The 19,501-nt window shown below is 41.9% G+C and carries 18 protein-coding genes; 5 read left to right on the forward strand and 13 right to left on the reverse strand.

Going from position 1 to position 19,501, the window contains the following annotated elements; translation table 11 throughout:
* Window positions 1-84: 84 nt before the first annotated feature.
* Complete coding sequence (gene dnaB / locus PSF27_RS13130; protein WP_206086317.1) at window positions 85-1,497, reverse strand: replicative DNA helicase; 1,413 nt, start codon at window positions 1,495-1,497, stop codon at window positions 85-87.
* A gap of 214 nt (window positions 1,498-1,711) precedes the next feature.
* On the opposite strand from dnaB, the gene PSF27_RS13135 reads away from it, so the two are divergent.
* Complete coding sequence (locus tag PSF27_RS13135) at window positions 1,712-2,695, forward strand: quinone oxidoreductase (protein ID WP_272681621.1); 984 nt, start codon at window positions 1,712-1,714, stop codon at window positions 2,693-2,695.
* A 55-nt stretch (window positions 2,696-2,750) separates the two neighbouring features.
* Here the strand turns inward: PSF27_RS13135 and dusA are convergent, their stop codons facing one another.
* On the reverse strand, window positions 2,751-3,734 hold the full coding sequence (gene dusA / locus PSF27_RS13140; RefSeq protein ID WP_272681622.1) for a tRNA dihydrouridine(20/20a) synthase DusA: 984 nt from the start codon (window positions 3,732-3,734) through the stop codon (window positions 2,751-2,753).
* 284 nt (window positions 3,735-4,018) lie between these two features.
* On the opposite strand from dusA, the gene PSF27_RS13145 reads away from it, so the two are divergent.
* Window positions 4,019-5,536 (forward strand): phosphoethanolamine transferase, encoded by a 1,518-nt coding sequence (locus PSF27_RS13145; protein WP_272681623.1) that lies wholly within the window; start codon window positions 4,019-4,021, stop codon window positions 5,534-5,536.
* A 74-nt stretch (window positions 5,537-5,610) separates the two neighbouring features.
* Here the strand turns inward: PSF27_RS13145 and ycaC are convergent, their stop codons facing one another.
* From ycaC to PSF27_RS13180, 7 genes are all read right to left on the reverse strand, one after another.
* The gene (ycaC, locus tag PSF27_RS13150) at window positions 5,611-6,237 is read right to left on the reverse strand and encodes an isochorismate family cysteine hydrolase YcaC (protein WP_272681624.1); all 627 of its coding nucleotides are present in this window, start codon (window positions 6,235-6,237) and stop codon (window positions 5,611-5,613) included.
* 137 nt (window positions 6,238-6,374) lie between these two features.
* On the reverse strand, window positions 6,375-6,584 hold the full coding sequence (locus PSF27_RS13155; RefSeq protein ID WP_225820723.1) for a YdgH/BhsA/McbA-like domain containing protein: 210 nt from the start codon (window positions 6,582-6,584) through the stop codon (window positions 6,375-6,377).
* 227 nt (window positions 6,585-6,811) lie between these two features.
* A complete protein-coding gene (locus tag PSF27_RS13160; protein WP_272681625.1) occupies window positions 6,812-7,606 on the reverse strand; it encodes an inositol monophosphatase family protein in 795 nt (264 codons plus the stop codon).
* Window positions 7,607-7,699: 93 nt separating this feature from the next.
* On the reverse strand, window positions 7,700-8,173 hold the full coding sequence (locus PSF27_RS13165; protein WP_272681626.1) for a DUF6882 domain-containing protein: 474 nt from the start codon (window positions 8,171-8,173) through the stop codon (window positions 7,700-7,702).
* A 3-nt stretch (window positions 8,174-8,176) separates the two neighbouring features.
* On the reverse strand, window positions 8,177-9,112 hold the full coding sequence (uriH, locus tag PSF27_RS13170) for a uridine-preferring nucleoside hydrolase UriH (protein ID WP_206086309.1): 936 nt from the start codon (window positions 9,110-9,112) through the stop codon (window positions 8,177-8,179).
* Between the two features lie 97 nt (window positions 9,113-9,209).
* On the reverse strand, window positions 9,210-11,369 hold the full coding sequence (locus PSF27_RS13175; protein ID WP_272681627.1) for an ornithine decarboxylase: 2,160 nt from the start codon (window positions 11,367-11,369) through the stop codon (window positions 9,210-9,212).
* Between the two features lie 272 nt (window positions 11,370-11,641).
* Window positions 11,642-12,661, reverse strand: a complete 1,020-nt coding sequence (locus PSF27_RS13180) for a mechanosensitive ion channel family protein (protein WP_206086307.1) — start codon at window positions 12,659-12,661, stop codon at window positions 11,642-11,644.
* Between the two features lie 141 nt (window positions 12,662-12,802).
* Here PSF27_RS13180 and PSF27_RS13185 point away from each other — a divergent pair, with 141 nt between their 5' ends.
* Entirely contained in the window at window positions 12,803-13,210 is a 408-nt protein-coding gene (locus PSF27_RS13185; protein WP_272681628.1) for a DUF2750 domain-containing protein, read from the forward strand.
* Window positions 13,211-13,244: 34 nt separating this feature from the next.
* Here PSF27_RS13185 and PSF27_RS13190 read toward each other — a convergent pair whose 3' ends face one another.
* The 3 genes from PSF27_RS13190 to rbsK form a co-directional block, all read right to left on the reverse strand.
* Complete coding sequence (locus tag PSF27_RS13190; RefSeq protein ID WP_272681629.1) at window positions 13,245-14,261, reverse strand: aldose 1-epimerase family protein; 1,017 nt, start codon at window positions 14,259-14,261, stop codon at window positions 13,245-13,247.
* A gap of 57 nt (window positions 14,262-14,318) precedes the next feature.
* Complete coding sequence (gene fucP / locus PSF27_RS13195; protein WP_206086304.1) at window positions 14,319-15,626, reverse strand: L-fucose:H+ symporter permease; 1,308 nt, start codon at window positions 15,624-15,626, stop codon at window positions 14,319-14,321.
* Between the two features lie 107 nt (window positions 15,627-15,733).
* Window positions 15,734-16,663, reverse strand: coding sequence for a ribokinase (gene rbsK / locus PSF27_RS13200; RefSeq protein WP_206086303.1), 930 nt, complete (start codon window positions 16,661-16,663; stop codon window positions 15,734-15,736).
* A gap of 168 nt (window positions 16,664-16,831) precedes the next feature.
* On the opposite strand from rbsK, the gene deoC reads away from it, so the two are divergent.
* Together deoC and deoR are read left to right on the forward strand one after the other, a co-directional pair.
* Window positions 16,832-17,500: a deoxyribose-phosphate aldolase gene (gene deoC, locus PSF27_RS13205; protein WP_206086302.1), complete on the forward strand. Its 669-nt coding sequence runs from the start codon at window positions 16,832-16,834 to the stop codon at window positions 17,498-17,500.
* Between the two features lie 55 nt (window positions 17,501-17,555).
* Window positions 17,556-18,335: a DNA-binding transcriptional repressor DeoR gene (gene deoR, locus PSF27_RS13210; protein ID WP_272681630.1), complete on the forward strand. Its 780-nt coding sequence runs from the start codon at window positions 17,556-17,558 to the stop codon at window positions 18,333-18,335.
* 38 nt (window positions 18,336-18,373) lie between these two features.
* Here the strand turns inward: deoR and rnz are convergent, their stop codons facing one another.
* The gene (gene rnz / locus PSF27_RS13215; RefSeq protein ID WP_272681631.1) at window positions 18,374-19,288 is read right to left on the reverse strand and encodes a ribonuclease Z; all 915 of its coding nucleotides are present in this window, start codon (window positions 19,286-19,288) and stop codon (window positions 18,374-18,376) included.
* Window positions 19,289-19,501 lie beyond the last annotated feature (213 nt).

Consider the following 19,501-nt stretch of genomic DNA (forward strand, 5'->3'; position numbering starts at 1 on the left):
GGAGCATACACAAGTATGTGACTCGCGTAGCTGAGTGCAGCCAACACCGCGACAGCGCAAAATATGACGAGTATTGACGAGTATTTAATCTTCGTCGTTATAAGCAGGCCCCGCATAGTTATCAAAGCGCGACCACTGCCCATTAAACGTCAACCGTACCGTACCAATTGGCCCGTTACGCTGCTTACCTAAAATAATCTCCGCAACCCCTTTAAGCTCGCTGTTATCGTGGTAAACCTCGTCGCGGTAGATGAACATGATTAAGTCCGCATCCTGCTCAATAGACCCCGACTCACGTAAGTCGGAGTTAACGGGGCGTTTATCCGCACGTTGCTCAAGGCTACGGTTCAACTGTGATAATGCCACCACAGGCACATTAAGCTCTTTCGCTAAGGCTTTTAGCGAGCGAGAAATCTCGGCAATTTCAAGAGTACGGTTATCAGAAAGCGAAGGAACACGCATTAACTGAAGGTAGTCAATCATGATCAGGCTTAAACCACCATGTTCACGGTAAATACGCCTCGCACGGGAACGCACTTCGGTAGGGGTTAGACCTGAAGAGTCATCAATGTACATGTTGCGTTTTTCCATCAAAATACCCATGGTACTGGAAATTCTCGCCCAATCTTCATCATCGAGTTGTCCGGTACGGATACGCGTTTGGTCGACGCGGGACAATGACGCTAACATACGCATCATGATCTGGTTACCTGGCATCTCCAAGCTGAAAATAAGCACTGGCTTTTCTTCTGTCATCGCCGCATTTTCACACAAGTTCATCGCAAAGGTAGTTTTACCCATCGATGGACGCGCTGCCACGATAATTAAATCTGAACCTTGTAACCCCGCAGTTTTCTTATCAAGGTCTTGATAACCTGTAGAAACCCCCGTTACCCCATCATGAGGTTGCTGGTAAAGCTGCTCAATTTTTTCGACAGTTTCGGACAAAATAGCTTCAATGCCTTTTGGCCCTTCATCTTTGTTCGCTCGGGATTCTGCGATTTGGAAAACTTTGCTTTCCGCTAAATCCAACAAATCTTCACTGCTACGCCCTTGTGGGTCGTAACCCGCATCTGCAATTTCATTAGCGACAGAAATCATGTCACGCACAACAGCACGTTCGCGAACGATGTCTGCATAAGCATTAATGTTCGCCGCACTTGGCGTATTTTTGGATAATTCAGCTAAGTAGGCAAAGCCCCCTACGCTATCAAGCTCACCTTCTTGCTCTAAGGATTCGGACAGGGTAATTAAGTCGATAGGCTTGCCCCGCTCTAGCAATAATTGCATTTGCGAGAAAATCGTGCGGTGAGGGCGGCTAAAAAAATCAGCGTGTGTGACCCGTTCAGAGACAGTATCCCAACGTTCGTTATCCAACATCAAACCGCCTAAAACAGATTGCTCCGCCTCAAGAGAGTGCGGTGGAAGTTTCAAACCTTCCATTTGGTGATCCCGAGGGGCATCTGTTTTAAAATTCGATGAGGGTTTTTTAGCCATACATTTGCATCCAAGTCTATAATTAACGAACAGCTTCTAGTATACGCCAATCTGATTTTTGTTGTGGCTTTCTTTACACCCTCAGGCAAGAGAATTGCCTGCTAACGTTTTCAACAAAAAGCACAAACCAATAATTCTTCTGATTGAAACATGGCGTTATAGTAAAACGATTGATATTGTAAACAAAACTAAATGGTTCTTATTGGAGATTGTCATGGCAAAACGTATTGAGTTCGCGCAACATGGCGGCGCTGACGTACTTAAATTGGTAGATTATTCCCCAGCAAATCCAGCAGATAACGAAATTCAAATTGAAAACCGCGCAATCGGCATTAATTTTATCGACACCTATGTTCGCAGCGGTTTATATCCTGTCGCCAAGCTTCCTTGTGGCCTAGGCACAGAAGCAGCGGGTGTTGTTGTGAAAACGGGGTCTCATGTTACAGGCTTCAAACCAGGTGACCGTGTTGTTTATGCTCAAGGTCCTCTGGGTGCTTATAGTGAAGTTCACAATGTTCCTGAAAGTGCAGTTGCCCATCTCCCTGATGGCATTACCTTTGAACAAGCAGCAGCCAGCTCATTAAAAGGTATGACCGTTTATTATTTATTCCATCAAACTTATCAGCTAAAACGCGATGAAGTCTTTTTATTCCATGCCGCAGCAGGTGGCGTAGGCCTAATTGCCTGCCAATGGGCAAAAGCACTGGGTGCCAAAATGATTGGTACCGTGGGCTCTGCGGATAAAGCACTGCGTGCAAAAGACGCGGGTGCATGGGAGGTGATTAACTACCAAACCGAAGACATCGCTGCACGCGTTAAAGCGATCACTCAGGGTGAAAAAGTCAGTGTGGCTTATGACTCTGTTGGGCAATCCACATGGCTTGCTTCTTTAGATTCACTGAAACGCCGCGGATTGATGGTGAGTTTTGGTAATGCATCAGGTCCTGTCACGGGTGTAAATTTGGGCATTCTCAACCAAAAAGGCGGGTTATATGTGACACGCCCTTCTCTAGGTGTCTACGTCACTAACCGTGCAGAGCTAGATCAAGCCAGTAATGCGTTGTTTGATATGATTTTAAGTGGAAAAGTGAATGTGGATGTCCCGCAATCACAAATTTTCGCTCTAAAAGATGCGCAAAAAGCCCACGCCACAATTGAATCAAGAAAAACCCAAGGCTCGAGTTTACTGATTCCATAATAAGCGACCCAATATGCAAAAAGCGCCAATTGGCGCTTTTTTCCCCACATGATAACTATTCGACGCGAGTCACAAACTCCAGCGCTTGCTCCACCACTGCTAAGTCAGCCCCTTTTTTATGGGCATTCTCACTTAAATGACGACGCCACTGACGTGCACCTGGGATACCTTGGAAAATCCCTAACATATGGCGAGTCATATGACCTAAATAAGCGCCTTTCGTTAACTCTTTTTCGATGTAAGGGTACATCGCCCGCACGGCATCAACACCATTCGTCACAGGAAAGTGCTCACCAAACAATTGGTTATCAACCGCTGTTAAAATAGACGGGTTTTGATATGCTTCGCGACCCACCATCACGCCATCTATATGTTGAAGGTGTTCTTTTGCTTCTTCTAACGTTTTAATACCGCCGTTAATCGCCATCGTTAAATGCGGGAAATCGTGCTTCAATTGATAAACACGTGGGTAATCTAATGGGGGGATTTCACGGTTTTCTTTCGGGCTTAGTCCAGATAACCATGCTTTACGCGCATGGATAATAAACATTTCACAACCGCCCTTGCTAGAAACAGTCTCGATAAAATCACACAAAAATTCGTAGCTATCTTGCTCATCAATACCAATGCGAGTTTTGACCGTAACTGGGATGGATACCACGTCTTGCATCGCTTTTATACAATCCGCCACCAACTGCGCATCCCCCATCAGACAAGCTCCAAAACGGCCATTTTGTACACGGTCAGATGGGCAACCCACATTTAAGTTAATTTCATCATAACCGCGTTCTTCCGCCAATTTAGCACATTGGGCTAACGCTGCAGGGTCGCTACCACCCAGTTGCAATGAAACAGGGTGCTCTTCTTCACTAAACGCAAGGTAGTTTCCCTTTCCATAGATGATAGCCCCCGTTGTCACCATTTCGGTGTACAACAAGGTATTTTTGCTTAATAACCGATGGAAATAGCGGCAGTGGCGATCTGTCCAATCGAGCATAGGAGCAACGGAAAATCTATTAATGTTCTTATAGCCTGTCATACCTTGAAAACCCTTGTTTTCACTGTTTTTTATATTTGTCGTGTTTCCGTGCATTTTTACCTGGTTGAGTATCATCAATATATAAATTTAGCATAAAAAGTTAAGATAGATTATTATAGCACAGGCAAAAATGAGGATAGAATAGAAGTTATGCTGCAATAGCGCCTGTCTTTTTATTTCCAATAACAAAAAAATAATAGCTAAAGAACCAATTTTCGTGACAACATAAAAGTATGTTGTTAAATTTTTCATAAATTTAACGTATAGAACCCCAAAATAAAAATATGCCAGTAGCAAAATTTTTTAATAAAAACAGTTTATTATTAAACATACTCCAAATATTTCTATTTTTTACACTTGTCCACTATGCTATGGGGTATCACTTTAAGCCTTTTTATGTACTGGCTATTACGGGATTAGCTATATTCATAAATAAGTATAGAAAATTCTATTTAGCTACTATCTTATTTTACACTGTAGTTGCCTCGCTTTATTTCCCTGTTGGCGTACTTTATGGCCCTCCTGACTATAATATTTTTTCATCTTTTTATTATACTAATACCGAAGAAGCTAAAGGGTTTATTAGCAACATAAACTTAAGGTACTATATCTGGTCTATCCTACTGTTCTTTTTTGGAATTTTTATTTGCCGAATTAAATTCAATTTTAATAAGAAAATAAGAATAGGTGGGTTTTCATTTTTTATTATCGTGGTACTGATACAACCATTCAAAGCCGTTTATAGCAACAGCCCGAAACTATTTTTAACATCTGGCCTTCCTGAAATTAGGTTTTTTACTGAAAGTTTGTACTATTTAGACTACTTAGATACAGAAAAAAAATCGATAGAAGGGGACAACACTTTCGGTTCTCTCACCACCGATAGTCCATATGACACTTATGTTGTCATTATAGGCGAAAGTGTACGCCGTGATTTCATGAGTAACTATGGGTTTCCTATCAATAACACACCTTTTATGAATAGTATTAATGGTATTTTTTATAATAACTACATAGCTGCAGCAGGATCTACGAATTTATCATTATCAAGAAGCCTTTCTATGTACCCAACAATGCCTAACAACATCATTACATTGGCAAACAAAGCAGGTTTTAGTACGTTTTGGATATCACGACAAGGACAAAGTGGTAAACATGATGGCCCAGTTGCTTCTGTTGCTAAAAAAGCGGGAAAAACGTACTTTGTTAGTGGTAAAGCAAAAATTTCTGATACTGTAATCTCGGATGATGGTCCAGTTTTACCTAAGTTTATTGAATCACTTAATAACCCTGCCCCTAAAAAATTAATTGTTATTCACTTAATTGGTAGCCACTCGCCATTTTGCACAAGAGTTTCTGAGCAGTACGATACATTTTATAAAAACAAAGACTTATCTTGCTATATTCAGAGTATAAAAAACACCGATTTACTTCTTTCTCAAGTGTACGCTGAACTATCAAAAACCCAAAAAACTTGGTCTATGTTATATTTTTCAGATCATGGGCTCTCTTTTATCGACCAACAGCAAGACCTAATTCATGGCTATAGCCGTCATCAAAATTTTGATGTCCCACTTTTTATCACCTCATCTGATTCTGATACGAAAGAAATAATACAAGCACGAAGAAGTGGGCTTTATTTATTTGATTTATTTTCAGAATGGCTAGGAATAAAACAAGATAATAGAAATACATCCTGTAAAATGTTATCGAATGACGACTGTAGTAATCAAAATACAGTTGTTAATTCCGACCAACAACACATCGATTATGACTGGCTATCAGATGATAGTATTAAATAATTAACCCCCGGTATGCGCGAATACATATCGGGGGTTACTAAACCAATTATGTCATTTTAATACTCAGCCACACGCTATTTTTTCGCAGAAAGCAGTGCATAGCTAGTCATTAAGTTACGGTAATCTGGGATATGGTTTGAGAACAGCGTTCCTAAACCTTCCACGTCATTACGCCAGTCACGGTGTAACTCACATGCTGCACCAAACCAACTCATCAGCTGAGCACCAGCTTTGGACATTCTATCCCAAGCGGCATCACGTGTAATTGGGTTGAAAGTCCCTGATGCATCCGTTATCACGAATACTTCATAATCCTCTTCTAAAGCAGATAGCGCAGGGAATGCCACACAGACCTCTGTTACCACACCTGCAATAATTAACTGCTTTTTACCTGTTGCTTTCACGGCTTTAACAAACTCTTCGTTATCCCACGCATTGATTTGCCCTGGGCGTGCAACATATGGTGCATCTGGAAACATTTCTTTTAATTCAGGGACTAATGGGCCATTAGGGCCATTTTCGAAAGAGGTCGTGAGAATCGTTGGTAAGTTAAAATATTTGGCGAGATCAGCTAATGCTAAAACACTGTTCTTAAACTTGTCTGGGTCTTGGTCACGAACTAGTGATAACAAACCTGTTTGGTGGTCAACAAGTAATACTGCAGCATTGTTTTTATCTAAACGGTTATATTTGAAACTCATGGCAACAACTCCTTAGAACAGGGGAAGTACTCTTATTTAGTATAGAAGATAATAATTTTCTTGATGGCGCTTACATTTAAAAGTTGGATAAGCGCCATTTTAGATAAAATATTTCAATAAGTTTTTTGGCTACCAAATTATTTGGTTTCTGCACTCATTGTGACGACATTACCCATACGAGCACTGGTAATTGTGTAGCTATCTGCACCTGCTGCTTTTGCTTTAGCGGCAATAATCGCTTCTGCTGAGTCCAGTGTATCGCCTGTTGCAGTTAAGGTTGCTGCTGAAGCGCCAAATGCCATCATAGATAATACAGAAGCTGCCATCAGAGTTTTAAACATGTTCATAATATAATTCCTTCAGTGTTTATTTGGGGAGGCAACCCGTGTTGCCTTCGATGGACATATCATAGCCCCAAAGGTTATTTGAGTTAAAGCTAATAAAATAGCTTGTTTAATTCAAATAAATTGAATAAGTAAAATTACTTAGACCTAATTAAGTAATGAAGGAAAAATAGAAGGATTAGTATTGTGGGTGATGATATGGCGAGGTAAACCAACCCCGCCATTAATGATTAACTATTGAGCAATTCAATAAGTTGGTCTGCAAGCTCAGGGCTTGCGGCAGATAATAAACTCCCCGCAAACATGGCTTGCTCACGTTCGCCATTAAGCGCACAAACTTCACCGCCCGCTTCACGTATACAGGGAATTAACGCAGCACTGTCCCAAGGCTTCATAATAGTATCAATCGCGCCATGAATGCGCCCTGCTGCAACCATGGCATGCTGGTATGCATCGTTAGCAAAAATAAAATCACGGGCTTGCCCCACCACGGCATCAAGGTTATATACCTGTGTACCCTCACGGCGGTTGTAGTTACTGCTATGAATGCCCGATGCACTAATCACCGCGTTTGAAAGTGATTTTGGCGAATCAGGCCCTAATGTTAACTGCCGTAACGGCTGCCCACTGATATCTATCCAGCACCCTTCGCCTTGAGAGGCATACACCATCGTCGAAATTGCAGGGAAGCTAATCACGCTGAGTAGTGGCTCACCATTTTCCACATAAGCAATCAAAGTACTGAACAATGGCACACCATAGATAAATGCACGCGTTCCATCAATTGGGTCAATTACCCAGCCAGAGGTAAATTTTTGCTCCCCCGTAAAACCAAACTCCTCACCTAAAACAGGTACACTTGGCGTACGCTTGGCAAATAATTCACGAATTTGTTCTTCGACACGTAAATCTGTTTCAGTTACCACCGAGCGATCTGGCTTGTAATCGAATTTACCTGCACTTTGAAACGCATCAAGGGCGAGATTTTTAACTAGATGAGCTGCATCAAGTGCAATCGTTAACATAAAGCAGTTCCTGTTTAAAAACTAATTATAAACAATACGATAAAATGACGTAGGCGCGAAAATGCCCTATTAGAAGCCAATAAGGCAGCAACGTTAATTTTGACGAAGGGAAACGTCACCAAATGTCATAAAAATCAACGTATGTCCTGCAATACCACGGTAAACACCTTGCTGCTGGTTTAGTTCGCAAGCCAATGCCGTTAATTGCCACGCATCATATTCTTCTATTTGGCTAACACGAGCCGTCAGTAATGCATTGTCTTTACGCTCGCCATAGGCTTTTACTGCGATCGCATCTTGCGCTAACGCACTATCAATTGACGTATTCGCCCAACTCCACATCCAGCTGCCTTGGCTTTGATCATAAGTACCAATAATCTGAACAGGCGCCGTCGCTACAATGTTATCAGGAGCATGAAAGATAATGGTACCTTCATCTTGATCAACCGACCAATCAGCCTCATCCAGCTTCCATGTCTCACAATGAAATTGGTTTTTCGCTTGTAGGCTGTTCATACTACGTTCAATCAACGCCTCGTAAGGCAATTGTTCTAATTCATTACTCATTGATTATCCAATATTTTTTAAAGAATTCACAATTAATTGCCAAAACTTTTGATGATCAAGTTTGACGGCAACCTGCGTATGGCAATCCACTGGAGCAGGATGGCGGAAATCAGCAACGGTCATGCCAAGTGTGAGTGAACCAGTAAGTTCGATATCCACAGGGACTTTTTGCGTGGTCATTACTGAAGGGTCAATCACATAAGCGACTGCACAAGGGTCATGAACAGGTGGGGCATCAAAGTTTTGAGCTTGCTTATACATCTTGCCGAAAAAATCCAGTAGTTCAACGACAAATTGCGAACAATCGGTACCAATCGCAGCAATTTCGTTTACGATTTCAGGTGTTGCCAATGCTTGATGGGTCAAGTCTAGCCCAACCATCGTTAATGGCCATTTTTCATTAAAGACAATATGCGCCGCTTCAGGATCAATTTTGATATTAAACTCCGCCACCGCACTCCAATTACCGACATGGTAGCCACCTCCCATCAAAACCACCTCTTTCACCCGCTCAACAATACGTGGCTCAAGACGAGCAGCAAGGGCAATGTTTGTCAGCGCACCTGTCGGAACTAATGTGACGGTTTTCGGTGGGTGAGACATGATGGTATCGATAATCAATGAAACAGCATGCCTTTCATCAAGCTGTAAAGTTGGCGTGGGTAATACAGGCCCATCAAGCCCTGAATCGCCGTGAATATCAGGTGCAACCTCAATGCCACGAACTAATGGGCGAATCGAACCCGCAGCAAATGGAATACCCGTGATCTTCGCCATTTCAGCGATTGCCAGTGCATTACGAGTCACTTTTTCAAGGGTTTGGTTACCTGCAACGGTTGTTACAGCCAATAAATCGATATCTGGGTTACCGTAAGCCAGTAATAATGCGATAGCATCATCATGACCAGGGTCACAATCAAGAATGATTTTTTTGCTCATACCTTACCTTATAAATTTGGAGTCAGAGATGGCTCTGACTCCAATGTAACGACCCGATAAGGCAAAATCTACGCTTAAAGTCTGAATACGAAGGAAATTATTTTAAAACATGCGCATAGACACGTTTTTTCTCGCCTTCATTTTTCGAAATATACACGCCTTGCAGCTCAGGTGCGAAGCCTGGTAACGCATTAATCCCCGCTTCAAGAGCTTTGAAATAACGCAGTACAGGGCCTGACCACACCTCCCCAGGCACAACACATAAGACGCCAGGTGGATATGGCAAAGCGCCCTCTACCGCAATGCGCCCTTCGAGTTCATCCAATGGCAATAGCTCACAATTGCCACGAATAAATTCTAAATGCGCTTGTTGTGGGTTCATTTTGACTTCAGGGAAATGCGCCTTGCGGAACATCTCTTTTTGCAACTGCTTGATATTGTCATTAACGCTCAATTGATGCATTTCTTGGCATAAACGACGCAATGTATAACCTTGATAATGCTCTTGGTAGCGCTGGTATACTGATGGAAGTACATCTTCTAAGAACGCATCTTCATCCAATAATTGTTCAAAGCGTACTAAATGAGAAACTAACAGTGCGAGTTTTTCCGTCGTTTCTGCAGGGGTTAATAAAAATAAAATCGAGTTTAAGTCACATTTTTCAGGGATCACACCGTGTTCACGTAAAAAATGCGCCAAAATAGTTGCAGGTACGCCAAACGACTCATATTCCCCACTTTCGACATCAATACCAGGCGTCGTTAACATGAGTTTGCATGGGTCGACAAAATATTGGTCTTGAGCATAGCCCTCAAAGGCATGCCAACGTTCCTTAGGGATAAAATTGAAAAAACGTTGTTCCGAAGCAATTTGTTCTGTCGGGTATTCATGCCATGCTTTTCCGTCAATCAATTCAGGCACAAACGGCCTAAAATAGCGACAGTGCTGGAAAATTGATTTGCGCACTTCAATACCCGTTTTTACGCAATCCATCCACATCATTTCACCCGCTGCGCCTTGGTGAATGCGTGCATTAACATCTAACGAGGCAAATAAGGGATAAAATGGGCTAGTAGAGGCGTGCATCATAAAGGCATTATTCAGTTTCTTATGGGAAACAAAACGTTCTTGTCCTTTGATATGGTTATCTTTTTTGTGAATTTGTGACGCTTGTGAAAACCCCGCCAGTTGCTTGTGCACTGACTGAGTGACCATAATGCCTGGGTCACTTTCATTTAATTCAAGCAACAAAGGGGAACACTGGCGCATCATCGGGATGAACTGTTCATAACCCACCCACGCCGAGTCGAATAAAATATAGTCACATAAGTGGCCTATTTTATCGACCACTTGCCTTGCGTTATACACGGTGCCGTCGTAAGTACCGAGTTGGATCACCGCCAAGCGAAAAGGGCGCGTTTGTTGCGTTTTTTCAGGCATCACATCTTGGATTAACTCACGTAAATAACGCTCTTCAAAGCAATGGGCATCAATACCACCAATAAAGCCAAACGGGTTACGCGCCGTCTCTAAATAAACGGGGGTAGCACCCGCTTGAATTAATGCACCGTGGTGGTTGGATTTATGGTTGTTGCGATCGAATAACACCAAATCACCAGGTGTTAATAATGCATTGAGCACCACTTTATTGGAAGATGATGTCCCATTGAGAACAAAATAGGTTTTGTCTGCATTAAACACTTTTGCCGCAAACTTTTGGGCTTCTTTAGCTGCACCTTCGTGGATCAGCAAGTCTCCCATCGCGACATCCGCATTGCATAAATCGGTACGGAATAAATTTTCACCGTAAAATTGGTAAAATTGCTCTCCCGTTGGGTGGCGGCGGAAAAATTGCCCACCTTGATGGCCAGGGCAGGCAAACGTAACGTTATGACCCGCAGCATAATCCATCATTCGCGCAAAAAATGGCGGTAATAACTGCTCTAGGTACTGATTGGCAGCATCAAGCAATTGGCGACTATTTTCTTCCCGCTCCGATGGCGTTGGTGGTAATAATGCCGTGATGTATGGCGGTAAACTCTCATTTGTTGGTAGCTGTTTATCACTGATGATAAACAGCGGAATACTCAGTTTACTCTGAGCTATCCTTTCCCACAGCCCTTGGTCAGCATCTTGTTCAGATAGCACTACCGCAGCAATATTGTTTAACTGTGCATCGCGAACATCTACCCACTGAAATTGGTTAGTGAAATAGATTGCGACCCCCTGGCTACATGCCACATTGATTTTGTTCATAGCAGTCTGGCTCTTAGTTAGCTGAGGAAAAGAGGCGGTCAATATACTTGATAGATCAGGGAATTGAAATGATTTGCACTGTGGTAAAAAAGCGGGAAATGAGTGGAGTCGAATGTTTTTTATAAGCCACTGGTTAATAGCATAAAAATATTCATGCTACTCGACACCTTAACCAAAATATAAAATCAGATAAACTAAAATTTATAGATAAAATGACCAACTAATAGCAAAAATCTATGAAATCAGTCGGTCAATTTATCCTGTATGGGACGTTAGTGGTTTTTTTCCACATACAATGTTTGAGAAGGGAATGCAAAGTCTGCGCCGTGGCGCTTAACAATCTCAATGATCTTTAAATAGACGTCCTGTTGCGCCGCTAACCACTCAGCCCAAACCGTCGTTTTAGTAAAGCAGTACACCATAATATTTAACGATGAATCTGCAAACGCATCAAAATACACCAGCAGAGTTTGGCTGGTATCAATATTTTCATCTTGCTGTAGCATTGTGCGAATATCGTCGACGATCGCACCAATTTTATCGGAATCTTCATAACGTAAACCTAATTCAGTTTTGATCCGACGGTTAGTCATTCTCCCAGGGTTTTCCACGCTAATGGACGAAAATACTGAGTTTGGAATATACAATGGCCGATGGTCGAACGTGATGATCTTGGTGATCCGCCAACCAATTTCCACTACCGTACCTTCAATATTTCTATCGGGTGAACTCACCCAATCCCCAATATTAAACGGGCGGTCAAAATACAGCATCAACCCTGAGAAAAAATTACTCAGGATATCCTTACCCGCCATACCGATGGCAATACCACCGATGCCACCAAAGGCCATCAGTCCTGATAGGCTCATACCAAAGTGTTCACCAAACAACAGTACCATAACGACAAATACCGTGGTTTTAAACACCCGGGCCACAATACGAGCCGAAGTTGGGTCACTGCCCTTTTTGATTTGTGTCTTCTCTAACCGATTGGCAAGTTGAAACAATTTTCGCATTAAAATCAAAGCAATTAATGCGATCGTGATAAAATTGACCAGCGGTGTGGAAATAAAATTCAAATCAAAATCAGCCGCGGCCATATCCACATATTGCGCCGCGACCACAACGACAGAACATAATACAACTGTTTGAATAACATGAATAATAATGCTTTTATGTTTGTGCTTATGTTTACGTCGTTTATGGAATATCTCAAAAAAGACATACAGCATGAGGCATGCTGCGATGATGGTCATGCCAATGGCATATTTTTCAAGTAAGACTTCTATCATCTCTAACCGCCCTAAAATTCATCTGATAGATATTTTTTAATCGTTTTACTGTGCATTGTTTTACGTTATCTTGTTATTAAGATAACAATTATAAATATAATTTTCCCAATAATTATCAATTACTTTTTAGACCGTCTAATAATGAATAGTCCAATATTTTCCCCTAATGAGAAAGAAATTCAAAACGTTTTGGCTTTAAGTACTTCACAAAAATACCGCTATTTTGTCGGTAAAATCGCCGATTGGCAGCAGGTTTGGAGTATCGGCGATGGACAAAACCTCATCACTACATGGCATGATGATAAGTGCCTTTCTTTACCCTTATGGCCTGCGAAAGCGTATGTCGAATTGTGTTTAATCGGTGAATGGGCCAATTTTACGCCCATGCCATTTACCCTTGAACACTTAATGACAGAAATTTTACCTGATATGCATGAAGCGAATATTAAGGTCGCGTTGATGATGCAGTCTGATGGAAAAAAAACGCCCGTTAATGATGCCGCGCAATTACTAGCTGATTTAGAAGAAGAGTGTCAACAATATGAATAAAAGGCAGCAACTTGCTGCCTTATGTTGTGAAAAACTACTTTTCAACACCTGTAGTTACCGTAAACTCACGGGTTTTTCCTGCCTCTAGCCAAATTAAGGTTTGGTTATTCTCCGCCGCTAAAAAACCTTCAGGTCTGCACGTTGCAGGTAATACAAACGCCCCCACTTTTTGGTCGCCATTATATAAAATCCAACGCGTCGCATAATTCAATTCGCTGGACTTAAATTGCGTAACAAAGGTATCTCCTGCGGGTGAAGTCATTCTAAACTCAGGGTTTTCTGTATATTGGCTCAGGTTATCCATAAAGAACACAATTTCAGGGTCACACATTTGTGGCTGATTAAGCTGATTTAGCTTTACGGCTCCCGATTTCAATGCCTCGTTAAATTCAAGCCATTTTTCCGTTGGGTGAACATGCCCAGGTATCGATTCACGTAATTTGATCGCTTGCTCAGGAATATTTTGGGTCAATGTAGCATCATCCACATAGGCATAATTCATGTGGCACATATATTGAAGTGGCATTGGCACTGAGGCCAAATTTGTCACAGACATATGAATATCAAACAATGAGCTATTTGCCTTTAATGAAACAGACGGCGCGGCGTGGTAATGGTGGCCAAACCCCATCACATATTCATATTCGCCGCAAATTTTTAAACCGTTTTCGGTCAATTCTAGCCATGCGCTGTCCATCGGTGCGCAAGGCATTTCGCCGTGCAATGGGTGGTTATCCTCTGGTGAAGGGCAGCCATTACTGATTAATCCTGAGTGAAAAGCAAAGCAACCATAGGTTTCAATGACTGTAGGAACCGATTTAGGCGCTGAAAACATATTTTCCATTTTCAGATTTTGGCCACAAAATTCGGCATCCCAAATCATTTGCCCTAAAAAAGGTAAAATCGTTAGATAACCTTGTTGATTTTCAATACGTAAACCTTCCACGCCAGTGTGATAACGAAATGCAGTGGCGGTGAATTGGTCATTTTTAAGAATAAGCGTCGGGTTTTCCGTAAATACGCTTTTGTGAAGAGGAATTTGTGTATTCATTTTCATACTCACGGTTAATAAAGGAAATTGGGTAGCTTTCACTACCCAAACTAGAGATTATTTGGCTTCTTGCTTCGCTTTAAAGCGGCGTTCTCCAACAAAATAAATACCGACATACACAAAGCACAGCATTGAAACTAAGAAAGAGAGTTGTAGGGAATGTAATACGTCGGCCACGTAACCTTGAACGGCAGGCACCACAGCAGCACCGACAATTGCCATCACAATCACCGCCCCTGCCATTTCAGTGTGTTCGTTATCTACTGTATCCAATGTGCCTGCATAAATTGTTGCCCAGCAAGGCCCAAACAGAATACTCACCATCACGGCGGCATAGACCGCGGTGAAGCTAGGAATAAATGCAACATAAATTAAGAACAGTGCACCAATCACCGAGTAAATAATCAGGACTTTTTCGGCATTAAAGCGAGTCATTAAGATATTGGCGATAAACTTACCAATAAAGAAACACGCAAAGCTGTACACCATGAAATTCGAGGCATCACGTTCGTTAATATCGCCCATTTCCAGCGCTAAACGGATAGTGAATGACCAAACCGCAACTTGCATACCCACATATAAAAACTGGGCAATGATCCCTTTTCTAAAGCGGCTATTTTTTGCTAAATATCTTAAGGTTTCTAATGCGGTTGGGCGTTTATGATCTTGGGTTTCTGCCACTTTACATTTCGGGAACTTAGTAATGAGGAAGAGGATCATCACCACCACCAATACCATAATCATATAACGGTAAGGTTCGAGGGTGTTTTCCAACATCGCTAAGCGAAATTCATGAATTTGTTCTGCATTCATGCCTGCCATCTGGCTTTGTAAGCTATCCCCTTCGGAGAAGACTAAATATTTACCCAGTAAGATCCCGCCCGCAGCACCAATTGGGTAGAATGTTTGGCTGATATTTAAGCGTAATGTGGCGTATTGTTTAGGGCCAATCATTGAGCTGTAAGTGTTCGCTGCAGTTTCAAGGAAGCTTAAACCAATCGCAATGGCGAAGATTGCCGCCAAGAACATAGTATAAGTTGCCATATGGGACGCAGGGAAAAACATACTGCAACCTGCGATATAGAGAATTAACCCCACCATAATCGCATATTTATAACTGGTTTTTTTGATCACTAAAGAGGCTGGGATCGCAATTAAAAAGTACCCGCCATAGAATGCACTTTGTACTAAAGCTGATGCGAAGTTACTGAGTTCAAAGACACTTTTGAACTGGGTAATTAAAATATCATTTAATGCTGCGGCGCATCCCCACAAAGGGAATAAGCACGATAGTAGGATAAATTGGAATAGAGGAGTCCGACTCAGGTACCCATCAGGTAACTGAGTGATGTTCTTAATGTTCATAGTAACCCTTATATTTTTATAATTTATACCCTAGGAGTTCCTATTCTGCTCTAATGGCGGATTAATACGTCAAAGGGTATACAGCTACGTTGAGTTTTATTATTTAGCTATGCGTTTGAGGTGTTGATTTGCACAAATTCATTGAATTGCTCAACACTTGGATAAGAAGATTGAGTCCCTTTCCCTGTCACACTAAATGCAGAAAACATCACTGCTTTTTTCAGTGCTTCTTCAATATTCCCCGTGTGTACATAATAATGAGAGAAACAACCAATAAAGGCATCTCCCGCACCACTTGTATCGATGGCATTCACTTTGATTGCCGGTATGTATAACTCGCTATCGCGGGTCATCCACAAAGCGCCTTTTTCCCCTAAGGTCACAATGAGGTTTTTTAACCCTTTATCCAGCAGAGATTGTGCTGCTCGGCGGACGTTATCCATCGTGTCGACTGGCATATTGGTTAAAATTTCTAATTCCGTTTCATTCGGCACAAAGAAATCACAACGGCAAGCAAAATCCAGATCAAGCGAGCGCTGTGCAGGAGCTGGGTTAAGCAGGACAGGGATCCCATGTTTGTTACCAAATGAAATCGCGTGATAAACTGTTTCTAACTGCACTTCTAATTGCAGAACGATCAACTTACATTTCTTCAGATCTTCCGCTGCACGGTCGATATCTTCAGGTGATAAGAACTTGTTGGCGCCTTTGACGATCAGAATACTGTTTGATGAGTTTTGATTAACAAAAATCGGTGCAACACCGCTTGATGTACAAGGCACTTTTTCAACATAACGGGTGTTAATACCGTAAGATTCAAGGTTACGAATGGTATTATCTGCGAAAATGTCATCTCCAACTTTGGTTAACATAATCACTTTTGAATTTAATTTAGCAGCGGCAACCGCCTGATTCGCACCTTTACCACCACAACCTATTTTGAACGCGGGCGCTTCTAACGTTTCGCCTTCTTTTGGCATTTGATCAATGTAAGTGATCAAATCAACCATGTTTGAACCAATAACTGCTATATCCATGATGCCCCTCGTGTTAAATAAATCACATAATGATATGATAGTAACATTATCATGTTGCAAAAATATCATTTGTGATTAGGATCTCGAATAACGAATGATCAAGTGTTACATCTACCACATTTCCTCATTCTTTGTTGTCTATCCCACATTTATATAGGAAAGTTGAAAATGCAAGACTTAGCAAAATATATTGATCACACTTTACTTGCTGCTAACGCAACTGTCAGCGATATCACAAAATTGTGTGCAGAAGCGGCTGAACACCACTTTGCTTCCGTATGTGTAAATACAGGCTATGTTCCTTTAGCCAATGAACTTTTAAAAAACAGCGATGTAAAAGTTTGCTGTGTGGTAGGCTTCCCATTAGGTGCTTGCTTAACAGAAGCAAAAGCTTTTGAAGCAGCTGAAGCTGTGCGCCGCGGTGCGGATGAAGTGGATATGGTGATTAATGTTGGCATGTTAAAAAGTGGCGATTTAGACTTTGTCCGTAAAGATATTGAAGCCGTATTTGCTGCCTGCGGTAATGCAACATTAAAAGTCATTTTAGAAAATTGCCTGTTAACTGATGAAGAAATTACACAAGTTTGTGAAATTTGCCGCACAATTAACGTCGGTTTTGTGAAAACTTCAACAGGTTTCAGTACAATGGGGGCGACTGAGCACCATGTTGCGTTAATGCGTAAAGTCGTTGGCAGCGAAATCGGTGTCAAAGCCTCTGGTGGCGTGCGTGACCGTGAAACTGCGATTAAAATGATTGAAGCGGGCGCAAACCGAGTTGGTGCGAGTGCCAGTGTTGCGATTGTCACAGGAACGGCAACAAAGCCGAGTGACTACTAAGTGATGGGGCGCGGTCTAACCGCGCCAATTTTGTATATCATAAAAGGATTGTAGGGTGATAGAAACTAAACAAAAAGAACGCCTTCGCCGCTTAAGTGAATGTTTGAAACGTTCAGGACGCATTCATCTTAAAGAAGCCGCTAGGATACTCGAAGTCTCTGAAATGACCATCCGCCGAGACCTTAACGCTGATGCAGAAGGCCCTATTCCGATGTCACTGCTTGGTGGCTACATTGTTTCTGTTACCCAACCTGTAAATTTAGTTGCTCAGGAGCAGCAAGCCGATGTTTTCACGCCAGATCAAACCGAAGAACTCTATATTCCTAATCTCGCGGCGAGTATGGTCACAGAAGATGACGTTATTTTCTTCGATAATGGCATTGAGATGGCGACCTTGATTTCCCTTATCCCAGAAGAAATCTGTTTCACGGGAATTTGTTATTCCCATAACGTTTTTCTCGCCCTTAGCCAGAAAAAAAACGCCACCGCCTTATTATGCGGTGGTGAATACCGCCCTAAAAGCGACTCGTTTTACAACCCTTCTCTGCCTTCCTTGCTTGACTCCATTAACCCCAAAAAAGCCTTTATTTCTGCCGCAGGCGTCCACAGCACATATGGCGTAACCTGTTATAATATTGACGATTTACCAATGAAGAAAAAAGCGATGGAAAAATCCATCCGTAAAATTTTATTGGCACCTTATAACTTGTTTGATGAAGTGGCGACCGCCAATATGGGGGAATTATCACAATTTGATGTGATAGTCACAAACAGGCAGCTTTCCGATGAGTATGAAACTTACTGTCGTAATGGATTTGTGAAAGTAATTTACTGAGTCAAAAATAGGTGGCGGGCTCATCATTGCCCGCTAAATCAAATCTTCACCGTCAAATAATCTTCGGCAATTTGAGTCTCCGCGAATTCAGCTTGGCACTCCATTAATAACCTTGGAATATCTTCGCTCATATAACGCCCACTCAAGTGAGTGGCAATAAAACGCTTTACCCCTGCTTCACGGGCTAATTGTGCCGCTTGCACTGTTGTTGAGTGCCCACGCTCATTCGCTTTTTCTGTAAAAGCTGCTTCCAACGTGGTTTCATGCACCATCACATCCGCATTTCTAGCAAGTTCAAACGCCTGTGGCGTCGGTTGTGTATCTCCAAAAATAGCGATAACTTTACCAGGGATAGGTTCACCAAGGTAATCTGCACCATTAACCACACGACCATCTTCAAGGGTTATGGTCTCACCCGCTTTAAGCGCTTGCATCCATGGGCCACGGGGAATGTTATCACTCGCCAATTTGTTCGCATCTAACGGCCCACTTTTGGCGTGTTCTTCAATACGATAACCATAACATTCTACACGGTGCTCAAGAGAGTAAGCCGTCACAATCAACTCGCCATCATCAAATAACTGCCCCGCCTCAATTTCAATAATTTCAATTGGATAAGTCATATAAGACACACTAAGAGACAACACCGTTTCAATATATTGCTTGAGCCCTTTTGGCCCATACAGTGTCAATGGCTCCGTTGCCCCGCCCATTGAACGGCTGCACAAAAGCCCTGGTAAGCCAAAAATATGGTCGCCGTGTAAATGGGTAATAAATATTTTCTCAATTTTTGGTGCTTTAAATGGGCTATTAAGGATACGGTGCTGTGTCCCTTCGCCACAGTCAAACAGCCAATAACTTTTTCGAATGCCGACCAAATTTAATATCATACTGGTGACATTGCGTTCTTTTGTCGGCACCCCTGCACTGGTTCCTAAAAATGTAAGTTCCATACTTCCTCTATCTATTTATTTGTTTTTATTAAAGTAAGATTTTTTCCAAACAATAAAATACCAGCTTGTTCTAATTATTATTCGATATGCTCGCGGATGTTAATCAACGTCACCAATTCCAAACATTTCCAGCGTACAAATTTCCTTTCCGTATTAATCCAATTAATTCCCAAGCGTTTCCAGTCGCTCATATTCCAAAATAATAATAATGAA

The organism is Providencia sp. PROV129 (assembly GCF_028482245.1).
Taxonomy (GTDB): Bacteria; Pseudomonadota; Gammaproteobacteria; order Enterobacterales; family Enterobacteriaceae; genus Providencia; species Providencia vermicola.

Bases quoted from the DNA above. Each gene is read 5' to 3' on its own strand.
- dusA (WP_272681622.1), bottom strand. From the start codon at position 3,734: ATGACAGGCTATAAGAACATTAATAGATTTTCCGTTGCTCCTATGCTC.
- PSF27_RS13135 (WP_272681621.1), top strand. From the start codon at position 1,712: ATGGCAAAACGTATTGAGTTCGCGCAACATGGCGGCGCTGACGTACTT.
- dnaB (WP_206086317.1), bottom strand. From the start codon at position 1,497: ATGGCTAAAAAACCCTCATCGAATTTTAAAACAGATGCCCCTCGGGAT.
- fucP (WP_206086304.1), bottom strand. From the start codon at position 15,626: ATGAACATTAAGAACATCACTCAGTTACCTGATGGGTACCTGAGTCGG.
- rnz (WP_272681631.1), bottom strand. From the start codon at position 19,288: ATGGAACTTACATTTTTAGGAACCAGTGCAGGGGTGCCGACAAAAGAA.
- PSF27_RS13175 (WP_272681627.1), bottom strand. From the start codon at position 11,369: ATGAACAAAATCAATGTGGCATGTAGCCAGGGGGTCGCAATCTATTTC.
- PSF27_RS13155 (WP_225820723.1), bottom strand. From the start codon at position 6,584: ATGAACATGTTTAAAACTCTGATGGCAGCTTCTGTATTATCTATGATG.
- PSF27_RS13190 (WP_272681629.1), bottom strand. From the start codon at position 14,261: ATGAATACACAAATTCCTCTTCACAAAAGCGTATTTACGGAAAACCCG.
- PSF27_RS13165 (WP_272681626.1), bottom strand. From the start codon at position 8,173: ATGAGTAATGAATTAGAACAATTGCCTTACGAGGCGTTGATTGAACGT.
- PSF27_RS13180 (WP_206086307.1), bottom strand. From the start codon at position 12,661: ATGATAGAAGTCTTACTTGAAAAATATGCCATTGGCATGACCATCATC.
- PSF27_RS13160 (WP_272681625.1), bottom strand. From the start codon at position 7,606: ATGTTAACGATTGCACTTGATGCAGCTCATCTAGTTAAAAATCTCGCC.
- uriH (WP_206086309.1), bottom strand. From the start codon at position 9,112: ATGAGCAAAAAAATCATTCTTGATTGTGACCCTGGTCATGATGATGCT.
- ycaC (WP_272681624.1), bottom strand. From the start codon at position 6,237: ATGAGTTTCAAATATAACCGTTTAGATAAAAACAATGCTGCAGTATTA.
- PSF27_RS13185 (WP_272681628.1), top strand. From the start codon at position 12,803: ATGAATAGTCCAATATTTTCCCCTAATGAGAAAGAAATTCAAAACGTT.
- rbsK (WP_206086303.1), bottom strand. From the start codon at position 16,663: ATGGATATAGCAGTTATTGGTTCAAACATGGTTGATTTGATCACTTAC.
- PSF27_RS13145 (WP_272681623.1), top strand. From the start codon at position 4,019: ATGCCAGTAGCAAAATTTTTTAATAAAAACAGTTTATTATTAAACATA.
- deoC (WP_206086302.1), top strand. From the start codon at position 16,832: ATGCAAGACTTAGCAAAATATATTGATCACACTTTACTTGCTGCTAAC.